Genomic DNA, 11,797 nt, shown 5'->3' with positions numbered 1-11,797 from the left:
TAACAATAAAAACATATTAAAATGAAAAAAATATATATAATTTTGTTGGTTTTTCTTTCAATAAGTTGTGAAGACTATCTTGAAAAAGAACCTCAGGACTCTATAAGTGAATTAGCATTCTATAAATCCACTGAGGATTTTGAATTGTTATCAAATGCAATGTATGCACCTCTACCCAAATTGCAATTCCGTCCAATGCTGCTAGATGCCATTACTCCCTATATTGTTTTTGGTAATAATGTTGGTAGTGAACATTGGGATTTTGGTAATTTAAATGTTGATGCTTTATGGAACGCAACAGAAGATTTTTGGAAATTCTATTATCAAATTATCTCAAGGGCAAATTTAATATTGGCAAATATTGACAATCCTGATCTTGATTTATCGCAAAGTTTTAAAGACAGGGTCAAAGGAGAAGCGCTATTTTTAAGAGGTTTTTCATATTTTTATCTAATTAATTTATATGGTAATAAACCCTATGATGGTACGGCAACAGGTGGCGTGCCACTTATATTAGAACCACAGGAATTTGATGATGCTTTTACACCAAAGTCTTCTGTAGATGTTGTATATGCTCAAATAGAGGAGGATTTAATAAGTGCGCAAGCCTTACTTCCATCTGTTCAAGATTATAGGGGTACTGCCCTTTTAGGAAAAGCTTCTAAAGGAGCTGCTCAAACAATGCTTGGAAAAGCGTATTTATTTCAAGGTAAGTGGAGTGAAGCAGCTACGGAACTGGAAAAAGTAGTTGCCTCTAACGACTATGACTTATTGTCCAATTTTAATGATAATTTCTGGCCGGAACATGATAATTCTATTGAGTCTATTTTTGAAATACAATATCAGTCAGGTGTAGGATTAGGAAGCATTTATAATCAGGCGATTAGTCCCATTGGATCCGGTGGTATCTCAAATTCTGCATGGTTCAAGAACCAACCAACGCCATTGTTAGTTGATAAATTCCAGACACTTGATGGTTACGATGTACAAAGCACGTATGAAAGTACCAATACTAATTATTTGGTTACCGATTATCTTGGTAATACCGTAATAAATGGTAAAGAACATAATACAGTTTTCGATATTTATAATTTCACCTCAGATGACCCTGGTTTTGATTCAAATATGCCATTTGAAAATAGAGATCCAAGATTTGATTATACGGTAATGTATATTGGTTCAAAATATGTGCATGATAAGTTTGAAACCAGAGCCTCGAAACCAGGATATTATATCCCTTTTGGTGATAATTTCTGGAGAAGAACAAATTATAATGCCGTTAAATATATTGTTGGTAGTGATTATGCCGTAAGCGGGAATGACAGTCCAAAAAACCTACACTATTTAAGATATTCTGATGTATTATTAATGCTTGCGGAGGCTAAATTCCAACTTAATGATATAGATGCCGCAGTTGCGAATATCAATACAGTGCGCGATCGTGTAGGTATGCTACACGTTGATACTTCTTTAACATTGGAAGATATTTTAGACGATAGAATTAGGGAATTAATTATGGAAGCCGGTGGTCATGTATATTTTGATACTAAAAGATATGGAACGTTGAAAGGATTAATGGAAAATTTTTGGGATGGTACTCAAAAAATGCGAAACAATTATCCTGCAATAACCACTTTTGAAGACTATTTTTATACTTTCCCAATTCCACAAAAAGAAATTTTGGCAAATCCAAATCTGGAGCAAAACCCTGGGTATTAAGAGTCGTTAATTGAAGTTAGTTTAATTTAGTTTGTATAAGGCTTGTAGGGCATTGTTTCTATAAGCCTTATTTACAGGAATTTTAGTTCATACTAGAGATGCTTTGATTTCGCAGATTGTGGCGTATAAAAAAGTTTTAGAGATTATGATTCTTTTTCTAAAGCCACGTTTAATGAAATATTAAGAAAGGGTGAGAGGGAAAATGAAAAATCATTAGATGCCAAGATTCTTACCAGTAGTATTTTGGAAAACTTAGGCAATGGCAAGTTTGTTATAAGACGATTACCAAAAAGAATGTCAAGTATCACCTGTATATGGAATGCTTTTACAAGATATTAATTTAACGTGAATCTTGTTTATGGGCGGCTTAAACAAGATTCACGTTAACTAATAATTTAAAGCTTAAATATTACAAAATATTGATAATCAGTAAAATATTATGCTTAGAGATACCTGTTTCTAAAATTTAAAAGGGTTACCTAATTGGTCTCGATTGAGATAGTTTTATACGATATCAAACGATGTTATATAAAAATCAAAACCCTGTAAATCATAAATTTACAGGGTTTTTTTTGATGCGTTTTGATACTCAGTAAGTGGAGTCGGAGAGAATCGAACTCTCGTCCAAACAAGTAATCAAAGAGCTTTCTACACGTTTATTCTTTTCTTGGGTTTTCGATTATAAGCTGGTTAAAGACAACCCACTTATAACTTATCTTTTTTAGTTTCAAAAGGGCATCAAAGCACTACCCAATCTATGTTAACATTTACGATGCCTCAAAATGGAACGCCGTTAACAAAGGCTTTCCGGAGACATAAAGCTTGTACACCTTGTGTACCTAGGCTAATCCTACTATAATTCGGATTATGCAGCTAAAGCGTAGTTATTCTCGCCGTTTAAAATTTGATCTAGCCTTTAACGTGTTTCAATGTCATTACACGACGTGCTTACCGTTCAATTAATCTCGCTGTCAAAACCAGTCGACCCCTTAATTAATTTGTATTACTTCTAGATATTTTTCTGTTAAATTGAGCATAGCCGAGATAAAAGAAAAAAGTATCGAAAAGTGGGCCTTAATCACTTTTGCTTTTAACTGCAAAAGTAAGTCAGGTTTGTGGCAGTCGCTTTTCTTTAAGAAAATAAAAAAGAGCTTTAACTAATGCCTCAATCCTTAACGCGTACAGCAAAGATATCAAAAAGTTTGTATAACCATACAAATCCTCTTATTTTCGTGCAAAAATTGTTCCATACATTTAATTAGCTGCTATCGGTAATAGTTGTTAGTGCTTAAGGAACAGTTTACTAACTAAACCAATTAACCCAATGAGCATTCAGTTTGCTATTATAAAAGAACGCAAAAATCCACCAGACAGGCGTGTGGTATTTGCGCCATTAAAGTTAGCTGAAGCACAAAAAGAATTTACGGAGGCAACTTTTAAAGTAGAATCTAGTGATGGTCGTGTATTTTCAGATGAACAATATAAAGAGGAAGGGTTTGAAGTTACAAACCATATAGATGATTGTGATGTGATGATTGGTGTAAAAGAAGTACCAATTGAAAATTTAATACCAAATAAAAAATACTTTTTCTTTTCTCATACTATAAAAAAACAACCTTATAATAGAAAGCTATTAAAGGCCATTTTGGAGAAAAATATAGAATTGTATGATCACGAAACTATAATAGGTAGTAATGGGTTTCGTTTAATCGGTTTTGGCTATTATGCAGGGTTAGTTGGTGCTTACAATGGTTTTCGAGCATTAGGATTACGAGATGGATTATTTAATTTGCCAAAAGTAGAAAGTCTTGAAGATTTAAATGCCGTTAAAGCAGCGTTAGATAAAATTAAACTACCCAGTATTAAAATATTACTTTCTGGTACAGGAAAGGTGGCGCGAGGTGCTAAAGAAATTCTAGACCATTTGAAAATAAAACAAGTTAGTGATGCTTTATATTTAACATCTAAATTCACTGAGCCTGTTTACTGTTTAGTGGACGTTATGGAGTATAGTAAACGTAAAGATGGTAAAGTTGGAAATACGGGTGAGTTTTATAAAGATGCGACAGGTTATGAAAGTAACTTTATGCCCTATGCAAAAGAAACCGATTTTTTTATAGCAGGACATTTTTATGGTACGGGAGCGCCTTATTTATTCACAAGGGAAGATGCTAAATCCCCAGACTTTAATATAAACTTAGTAGCAGACATTAGTTGTGATGTAGATGGTCCTGTAGCTTCTACATTAAGAGCATCAACCATAGCAGAACCATTTTATGGTTATGATCCACAATCTGAAAGTGAAGTTGCTTTTAATGCAAAAGGAGCAATAACAGTGATGGCGGTCGATAATTTGCCATGTGAACTTCCAAAAGACGCCAGCGAAGGCTTTGGAGAACAATTTCTCCAACACGTTATTCCTGCGTTTTTTAACAATGATGTAAACGGTGTCTTAGAACGAGCTAGAATAACAAAAAACGGAAAACTAACAGAACGGTTCTCATACTTACAAGATTTTGTAAATGGTAAAGAGTAATTTTGAACCTCGAAAAAGATATGATGACTAAAATAGCATTAGTAACAGGAGCGGCTTCGGGCTTAGGATATGAATTAGCGTTATTACTAATAAAAGATGACTATGATCTTGTTTTAGTTGATATTGACGAGTCTAAGCTTAAAGAGGTTAAGAAGCTTTTTAATAAAGAGTTTAAAAACGAAGTCAATTTATTGGTAAAAGACTTGAGTAAGCCAGGAGCTGCCCAAGATATTTATGATGAAGTTAAACATTTGGGAACAATAGATGTATTGGTAAATAATGCAGGTTTTGGGTTGTTCGGTACATTTGCAAATACAGATTGGAAACGCGAGTCTGATATGCTCCACCTTCATGTTTTAACGACTACGCATTTGACAAAATTGATTTTACCAGAAATGATTTCTAGAAAATCTGGTAAGATTTTAAACATCTCATCTTTAGCTGCATTTCAACCAGGGCCATTAATGTCTATGTACTATGCATCAAAATCTTATATTTTATCTTTTTCAGAAGCTATAGCTAACGAGTTAAAAGGGACAGGAGTTACTGTTACGGCATTGTGCCCAGGACCAACTAAAACACTATTTCAAGAAACTGTTTCTAGCGATTGTTCTGAAAACAAAATTAGCTTTAACATGGCTTGTGCGACTGATGTTGCATTGTATGGTTATAATGCTATGAAAAAAGGAAAAACAGTGGCTATTCCTGGAGCTTTTAATAAGTTACTATCTACAATACCACGTTTTATTTCAAGAAATATGGCAACAAGAATTGTTAGGAATATTCAAGAAAAGAATCGTGCGGAGTAGTTTGTTTGTTTAAGGCTTGTGTAATACTTTAAATATCCAAAAGCCAATACTTAAAAAAACTCCAAACAAAAAGGTGAACAGCCAAGCTTCTAAATGTTGATTTGGACTTACGATGATATTGAAAATATCACTAAGTAAATCTAAAGGGTGCTGGAGAATTTCCCAAGAGTTATAGCGTAAAAAACGCCCTAAATAAACACCAAATCCACTAAGGAAAAGAATAAGTATCATTAAAAGGTTTGTTTTTTTCTTTTTCAAATATTTATTTAATAGTGTTTCCATATCCACCAGAGACAATGAAAATAGTAATAAACCATTTAAAGCAAAAGAGCTAACAACAAGTACATCTAACCACAATAAATGATTTGAACTAATTTTTAAATGCAGTAAATCTGTAATAATATAAGGAGCGTTAGGTAAAAAGGTTAACCATATACTAAACCAAATAACAAAACCCACTTTATTACGTTTTGAGACGGTTACTAAATAAGTTGTGATGGAAAAAGGAATGACTGCTAAAAACAGATTCCAGACTAAAAATAAGTAGAAAAAAGAATGTGTTAATTTCATTCTAACCATTAGTAATACAATGCTTAACATTATAGAAATACTTAATAAAGAAAAGATTTTAAATCGGTTGAATAGAAGTGTTTTTATAGTGTTCATAGGTTATTTGTTTTTTTAAGACTGAATTTGGTTATACTATATTCAATAATTAAAACCGTAATAATTCCTAGAGTATAAGCGACTAAGTCAGAAACATGAAATGTGCTACCAAGAATAAGCTTTAATAAATGGTTGTTATTTAAATTCAACATATCTAAAATGTTTATTAACTGTAATAGCTCTATTATGTATGAGAATATTAAAACAGGAATAGCGACTATAATTGGTGCGGCTTTGAAGAAACTTTTAATAAAGCAGTAAAGTAGTATAACAACTAAATAATCACCAAAAGTATGGCGTATAAAACCGTATTTTAAATAGATAGCTATTAAGACTTCAATTGTGAATATGATTAATGCAATTATTAAATACTTTTTGTTGAATTTCAGTGTCATAAGTTTTAGTTAATATGTAGAAATTATTACCGTTAAGATACAATTGAAGTGCAAATAGTATAGTACCAATAACAAAGCTTAGAATGGCTATTGATTTACTGGTTGTTATTAAATTATTCATAATGCTTTTTTGCGTTAGTGATTGAAAAGACATCCTTTTGAGATGCTGAAATAGTTCAACACGAAAAAGATATAATGTAAAGCGTGACCTCGCCTGTAATAATTTTATAGACGAGGAAACACTAAACACATCACCAACTAATAAATTAACCGTTATTCCAATCTATTTTTCTAGATACAAACATGACTATAGCTAATATTAAGAAAAGACCAATACTACCTACCAGAAGCGCATAGTTTTCTAATTGTATAATAACATAAATGAAAGTATATAGAGCTGTTAACGAAAGTCCTATAAAGAATGGGAATTTTAATGTTTTTAATATAGATTTTGAATACAAGGTTATAAGAGTTATTACAGAAATACCTGCTATTAAATATGCTTTTAAAAAGTTGCTATGTTCTGAAATAGAAACTAGGAGTGTATAAAACATGGTAAGTGCTAACCCAATCATTAAATATTGAAACGGATGAATATCTATTTTGCTTAAAGTTTGAATTAAAAAGAAAATTAGGAATGTTAGGCCAATAACAAGGAATCCATATTTTGCAGACCTTTCACTTTTTTGGTATTCATCAATAGGTATCATAAAGTTTACTCCAAAAACAAACTCTTTTAAATCGGGAATACCATAAAAATGTTCTTGAGAAAATGGTCTGTTTAGGTCAAGAATTTTCCATTTTGCATTAAACCCTTCATCGTTAATTTTGTCATCATTATAAGGTAAAAACTCTCCAAAAAAGTTTGCAGTTTTCCAGTTTGAAGTAATCTGAGCTTCAGTTTGCTTTCCAGTAGGTATAAACCGTATTTGTTCACTACCTTTTATATTAAATTTTATATTGAAGGTTAGTGGTTTTTGGAAAAGTAATTGTTCCCTATTAATATTTTTGGTTTCAAGAGTGTGTAGCGGCACTTCATTGTAATTGTAGTTTTTTTTATCGTTGTATTTAGAAGAGAGTTCGTAGTCAGTTTGATTTAATTTTAAATTAGCTTCATTGACACCTTTTACATTAGAAGATTGAATGATAATTTTTGATTTGTTCCAAAGAATATCCTTATCATTAATTTCAATATCGCTAAAATTAGGTTTAATAAATGATCCAGTTATAGACATTTTACTATTATAAACAGCAGTAGTATAAATACCTCGTTTTTTTTCTTCGGGATTTACGCTTGAATTGATATTAAGGCTTTCAGGGAAGAAATAAGCATAGCGAATTTCTTCTATATTTTCTGTATATACTTTTTTTGTCTTTTTATCAGTTACCGTTTTTTCTTTATAGATTTTATAAGGTACTTTTAATATAGGACCATAAATAAGAACTTCGTTACCCCATTGCTGATTAATTTCATTAATTACTTCTGTTTGCCTAGATGATCGTTCTCTAATTAGGTCTTCAATAAAAACTAGAGGAATTAATAAAACTAATGTTAAAAAACCTACCATAAGCATTCTTGCTGTGATTGAAGTCTTAATCCAATGCCCAAATTTGTTCTGTTGTTTGTTTGTGTTTTCCATGATGATGTTTATTTAAAGTACTTTGAAATTCAAAGTAAAAGATTAAAAAAATATTTATTTTTTGTTAATTAATTTTTCAAGTGCATTAATGTGTTTTTTAAATTCAGCTTGCCCTAATTTAGTAGTGCTATAGCGTGTGTTAGGTTTTCTGCCAATAAATTGTTTTTCAACTTTAATATATTCAGCTTTTTCAAGAGCTTTTGTATGGCTAGCTAAATTACCATCAGTAGCACCGAGCAATTCTTTCAACATATTAAAATCTGCATATTCATTTACCATTAGAATAGACATAATACCTAATCTAATTCTATGGTCAAATACTTTATTTATGTTGGTTATTATACTCATCTTATTTCCTGCGAAGGCAGGAATCTTTATTGATTTTTATAATCAAGATAAAACTTACTGTCATAGCTTATTCCATCATTACTTATTAATATTAAAATTCTCTTTTCTATTTGACTTCCATTTGTGTAATATCCAAAACTATTACTTATTGTTTTCCCTGAACTTATATTTTTATAGGTTATACTATAGCCACCATCAGATTTAACTTCATTCATACACGTGTTTATATAAATATGGTCGCCTTTTTTTATTTTAAAATATTGTGTTTTTGAGTCTGGTATTATTGAAAGTGATTCAATATCAAAATCACTATTATTTTTTATTAAAAATTTACCATTATCAGTACAACAAGAATATAAAAGTAAAAAGGCGATACTATTGCTAAAATATGTTTCATTTGCTATCATACTTAAAATGCATCCATGTACCGTAAATAATATGCATAACCCCAAAACCTAGAACCCAAAGCCAAAATCCATATCCCGGTAACCAAGCGCAAATTAAGCCTAATATAATTTGTATAAAACCTAAATAGCGAATATCTCCAATACTATATTTAGAAGCATTTACTAAAGCTAGCCCATAAAATAAAAGCATTAAAGCACCAGTTTGCCCATATTTTTGTTGATTTAGTATGATTAATATATAAATACCACCAGCTATTAATGGAATTAAAAAATTTAGTACTAAACGACGCGATGAAGTATCCCACATTGTAGCGCCATTCTTTTTTGCTTTTCTTGTGGTCAAGATGATTCCAGTAACGACACTTAAAAATGCAATTAAGAATAAGTCTAACATCACTAATTTAAATATTTTGCCATCTAATATTAATATGCCTTCACTATATTCTACAACCAACCAATAGGCAACAGCAGCTCCAATAAGAGCATAAATTCCTGCTAATATTCCTGATAACCCACTAAGAGAGATAAAACGAGAAGATTTATTCATTAAATCCTTTATTTCGCTTATGTCTTTTAAATAATCTTTTGATTCCATATAAAAGTACTTTGAAATACAAAGTAAATAAAATATTTTCAATCAAGCATCATAAAATTTTGTTAAGTTTGAATTTGTAATTTAAATCTATTAGAATATTGAAACCTGTAGACGAGTATTTTTTTAATCAAAAGGAACCATATCAATCCATAATGTTATACGTTAGAAGCGTTATACTAAATACACTTCCAGAAGTAGAGGAGAAGTATAGTTATAGAATACCGTTCTATAATATTGGGAAAAAACCTATGATCTATTTAAACATTTTAAAAGGCAAAAATTATGTGGACGTTGCTTTTGTACAAGGTATTCTATTAGAAAAGCAATTTCCTGTTTTAAAGAACGATAATAAACGCAAACAAGTGCGATCTATTCAGTTAAGAACCATAGAAGATTTAGATCATGAAAATTTTGTTGAGTTGCTGCATGAAGCTTCAAACTCATTAAGCAAAAGTAAAAAGGCTTGGTTTATTTAACCGTATTTAAATTCTAAAAATGCCACCAAAAGAAATAACACGTTGTAAATAATAGAAGTGTTGAGATGCACTTTCTGCGGTATTACTAGTCGTTCTAATATCAGGCATGTTAATGTAGCCACCTCTTAAATCTAATTCCATGAAAAAGTGCTTAAAAAAGGTAAAATTTAATCCTGCGTTAAGTGATAGACCATAACCGGATATATGAAATTCATCATACCTATCTTTTTGAAGTATTGTTGTATTTGTTTTTGGATATAAGACACCTGTTCCAATGCCTTCTGTAATGTTTAGCTGAAACTTATCAGTATTTTGAATATTGAATATAGAAGAAATATCATCAAATCTCGAAAACTCTGCATAAACATAGTTTAAACCATTGGTGTGCTCAAACAATAAGAAATCTTCCGACACAAAAAACGCTTCATTTTCATAATTTCCATTGTATAGACTTCCTGCTTCAGAGTCCGGTAAATTAATATATCCGTCAATAGTTTTAATTCTATTGTTTTTCATAACATACTTCATATGGTCAACACCAAGTGAAACAATGTATTTGTCAGAGATAAAATAACCAACTTTTACATTGGTTTGCGGAATTGTAATTCTTGTTGGGTTAATATAGTCTATATGCCAACCTTTGGGTTTATCTTGGGCAGAAACATCCTTTATGGTAAAGTCATAATCGTCACCTTTAAATCTGATATCCGATTTTGAAAAAGACTCTCTATTACCACCCCAACTAATAAAAAATTTGCCTTTATTGGATGCTGTATATTTTTGAGTGTTGTCAATATTATTTTTTTGAGCGAAACTGTTCTGAGATAAAGTACTTATAATAAAAATTACTATAAGCTTAATGGGTTTAATAGTCATTAATGCTTTTTGATTGATTGTAAATAGCCTTTTGGCAGAATAAATATCTATTCTCCAATAAGGTTTTTTATTTTTTCTGATTGATTGTAAAAACTAGAGAGGTAGAACAGTTTTTATAATATTTTTTTGAGTGAAATTTTTCCGAGAGAAAGAACTTATAATATTAGCTACTATAAGTTTAATTGGTGTAATAGTCATTTATGTTTTTTGATTTGATTGTAAATAAGAGCCTTTTGACGAAATAAATACCTATTCCTTAAAAGGTTTTGAATTTTTTTTTGATTGTATAAAATCTAGAGAGACTGGATCGTTTTTCTAATAGCAACTAAATTTGTGAGTAACTTTTCTAAATTATCTAAGTGTAACATATTGGCGCCATCGCTTTTTGCATTTGCAGGATCGAAATGAGTTTCAATAAATATACCATCTACATTATTAACAATACCAGCCCTAGCTATAGTTTCAATCATGTCTGGTCTACCTCCTGTTACTCCTGCAGTTTGGTTAGGTTGTTGTAAAGAATGTGTGACATCTAAAACAGTAGGAGCATATTGGCGCATTGTTGGAATACCACGAAAATCTACTATCATATCCTGATAGCCAAACATGGTGCCTCTATCAGTTATCCAAGCTTTATCACTACCAGCATCTTTAACTTTTTGTACAGCATGTTTCATGGCTTCTGGACTCATAAACTGTCCTTTTTTTAAGTTAACTACCTTACCAGTTTTTGCAGCGGTAACTACCAAATCTGTTTGACGAACTAAAAATGCAGGAATTTGTAATACATCAACATACTGTGCAGCTAATTTAGCATCAGAAATTTCATGAATATCGGTGACCGTAGGTACATCAAAAGTATCTGAAACTTTCTTTAGAATTTTTAAAGCTTTTTCATCACCAATTCCTGTAAAACTGTCAATTCTACTACGATTTGCTTTTTTAAAGCTCCCTTTGAAAACATAAGGGATTTCTAGTTTGTTAGTAATTGTAACTACTTTTTCGGCAATGCGAAGTGCCATATCTTCTCCTTCTATAGCACACGGACCACAGAGCAAGAAAAAATTGTTAGAATTTGTATGTTTTATTTTTGGAATATCTGTAAGCGTCATAAAAGCTTTTGTTTCAACAAAATTATGATGCAAATATACTATTAATGATGAATTAACAAATGAATCTTTTAAATTGAATTAAAAACATTTTGAAGTACTTGTATTATCTTTTAAGGCTTTGTTATTTCTAGGTTTTAACGGATTAAAAACTAGAAAGATATGATAAATAGTGCTCTTTTTTTTGTATTTTACAAAGAAGGAATATCCAAAAAAATATT

At 30.8% G+C, this 11,797-nt stretch carries 12 protein-coding genes and 1 other RNA gene; 4 read left to right on the top strand and 9 right to left on the bottom strand.

Going from position 1 to position 11,797, the window contains the following annotated elements:
• The first annotated feature begins 21 nt into the window (after nucleotides 1-21).
• Nucleotides 22-1,719 carry a RagB/SusD family nutrient uptake outer membrane protein gene (locus EM932_RS10435; protein WP_135877129.1) on the top strand — a complete coding sequence of 566 codons (1,698 nt, stop codon included), beginning with the start codon at nucleotides 22-24 and terminating at the stop codon, nucleotides 1,717-1,719.
• Nucleotides 1,720-2,313: 594 nt separating this feature from the next.
• Here the strand turns inward: EM932_RS10435 and ssrA are convergent.
• Nucleotides 2,314-2,708: a transfer-messenger RNA gene (gene ssrA, locus EM932_RS10430) on the bottom strand.
• A 341-nt stretch (nucleotides 2,709-3,049) separates the two neighbouring features.
• Between ssrA and EM932_RS10425 the strand changes: the two genes are divergently transcribed.
• Both EM932_RS10425 and EM932_RS10420 read left to right on the top strand, forming a co-directional pair.
• A complete protein-coding gene (locus EM932_RS10425) occupies nucleotides 3,050-4,255 on the top strand; it encodes an NAD(P)-dependent oxidoreductase (protein ID WP_135877174.1) in 1,206 nt (401 codons plus the stop codon).
• Between the two features lie 2 nt (nucleotides 4,256-4,257).
• Nucleotides 4,258-5,064 (top strand): SDR family NAD(P)-dependent oxidoreductase, encoded by an 807-nt coding sequence (locus EM932_RS10420; RefSeq protein WP_246041019.1) that lies wholly within the window; start codon nucleotides 4,258-4,260, stop codon nucleotides 5,062-5,064.
• A gap of 9 nt (nucleotides 5,065-5,073) precedes the next feature.
• Here the strand turns inward: EM932_RS10420 and EM932_RS10415 are convergent, their stop codons facing one another.
• From EM932_RS10415 to EM932_RS10390, 6 genes are all read right to left on the bottom strand, one after another.
• Nucleotides 5,074-5,730: a DUF1361 domain-containing protein gene (locus EM932_RS10415; protein ID WP_135877128.1), complete on the bottom strand. Its 657-nt coding sequence runs from the start codon at nucleotides 5,728-5,730 to the stop codon at nucleotides 5,074-5,076.
• Nucleotides 5,727-6,125 carry a ribosomal maturation YjgA family protein gene (locus EM932_RS10410; protein WP_135877127.1) on the bottom strand — a complete coding sequence of 133 codons (399 nt, stop codon included), beginning with the start codon at nucleotides 6,123-6,125 and terminating at the stop codon, nucleotides 5,727-5,729. Before EM932_RS10410 ends, EM932_RS10415 begins: the two co-directional genes overlap by 4 nt.
• A 266-nt stretch (nucleotides 6,126-6,391) precedes the next feature.
• Nucleotides 6,392-7,765 (bottom strand): cell envelope integrity protein CreD, encoded by a 1,374-nt coding sequence (creD, locus tag EM932_RS10405; protein ID WP_135877126.1) that lies wholly within the window; start codon nucleotides 7,763-7,765, stop codon nucleotides 6,392-6,394.
• 54 nt (nucleotides 7,766-7,819) lie between these two features.
• Complete coding sequence (locus EM932_RS10400; RefSeq protein ID WP_135877125.1) at nucleotides 7,820-8,113, bottom strand: winged helix-turn-helix domain-containing protein; 294 nt, start codon at nucleotides 8,111-8,113, stop codon at nucleotides 7,820-7,822.
• 26 nt (nucleotides 8,114-8,139) lie between these two features.
• The gene (locus EM932_RS10395) at nucleotides 8,140-8,520 is read right to left on the bottom strand and encodes a hypothetical protein (RefSeq protein ID WP_135877124.1); all 381 of its coding nucleotides are present in this window, start codon (nucleotides 8,518-8,520) and stop codon (nucleotides 8,140-8,142) included.
• Nucleotides 8,507-9,115, bottom strand: coding sequence for a hypothetical protein (locus tag EM932_RS10390; RefSeq protein ID WP_135877123.1), 609 nt, complete (start codon nucleotides 9,113-9,115; stop codon nucleotides 8,507-8,509). The genes EM932_RS10395 and EM932_RS10390 overlap by 14 nt, the downstream gene beginning before the upstream one ends.
• A gap of 98 nt (nucleotides 9,116-9,213) precedes the next feature.
• Here EM932_RS10390 and EM932_RS10385 point away from each other — a divergent pair, with 98 nt between their 5' ends.
• Nucleotides 9,214-9,591 (top strand): DUF1801 domain-containing protein, encoded by a 378-nt coding sequence (locus EM932_RS10385; protein WP_135877122.1) that lies wholly within the window; start codon nucleotides 9,214-9,216, stop codon nucleotides 9,589-9,591.
• 6 nt (nucleotides 9,592-9,597) lie between these two features.
• On the opposite strand, the gene EM932_RS10380 is transcribed toward EM932_RS10385, so the two are convergent.
• The gene (locus EM932_RS10380; RefSeq protein WP_135877121.1) at nucleotides 9,598-10,467 is read right to left on the bottom strand and encodes a hypothetical protein; all 870 of its coding nucleotides are present in this window, start codon (nucleotides 10,465-10,467) and stop codon (nucleotides 9,598-9,600) included.
• A 293-nt stretch (nucleotides 10,468-10,760) separates the two neighbouring features.
• Nucleotides 10,761-11,579, bottom strand: coding sequence for a 3-deoxy-8-phosphooctulonate synthase (gene kdsA, locus EM932_RS10375; protein ID WP_135877120.1), 819 nt, complete (start codon nucleotides 11,577-11,579; stop codon nucleotides 10,761-10,763).
• Nucleotides 11,580-11,797 lie beyond the last annotated feature (218 nt).

The organism is Flavivirga rizhaonensis, from assembly GCF_004791695.1.
Classification (GTDB): domain Bacteria; phylum Bacteroidota; class Bacteroidia; order Flavobacteriales; family Flavobacteriaceae; genus Flavivirga; species Flavivirga rizhaonensis.
This window is presented reverse-complemented; position numbering and strand designations above follow the sequence as displayed.

Excerpts from the sequence above, each read along its gene's own strand:
- EM932_RS10435 (WP_135877129.1), top strand. The coding sequence starts at position 22 with ATGAAAAAAATATATATAATTTTGTTGGTTTTTCTTTCAATAAGTTGT.
- EM932_RS10415 (WP_135877128.1), bottom strand. The coding sequence starts at position 5,730 with ATGAACACTATAAAAACACTTCTATTCAACCGATTTAAAATCTTTTCT.
- EM932_RS10410 (WP_135877127.1), bottom strand. The coding sequence starts at position 6,125 with ATGACACTGAAATTCAACAAAAAGTATTTAATAATTGCATTAATCATA.
- creD (WP_135877126.1), bottom strand. The coding sequence starts at position 7,765 with ATGGAAAACACAAACAAACAACAGAACAAATTTGGGCATTGGATTAAG.
- EM932_RS10400 (WP_135877125.1), bottom strand. The coding sequence starts at position 8,113 with ATGAGTATAATAACCAACATAAATAAAGTATTTGACCATAGAATTAGA.
- EM932_RS10395 (WP_135877124.1), bottom strand. The coding sequence starts at position 8,520 with ATGATAGCAAATGAAACATATTTTAGCAATAGTATCGCCTTTTTACTT.
- EM932_RS10390 (WP_135877123.1), bottom strand. The coding sequence starts at position 9,115 with ATGGAATCAAAAGATTATTTAAAAGACATAAGCGAAATAAAGGATTTA.
- EM932_RS10380 (WP_135877121.1), bottom strand. The coding sequence starts at position 10,467 with ATGACTATTAAACCCATTAAGCTTATAGTAATTTTTATTATAAGTACT.
- kdsA (WP_135877120.1), bottom strand. The coding sequence starts at position 11,579 with ATGACGCTTACAGATATTCCAAAAATAAAACATACAAATTCTAACAAT.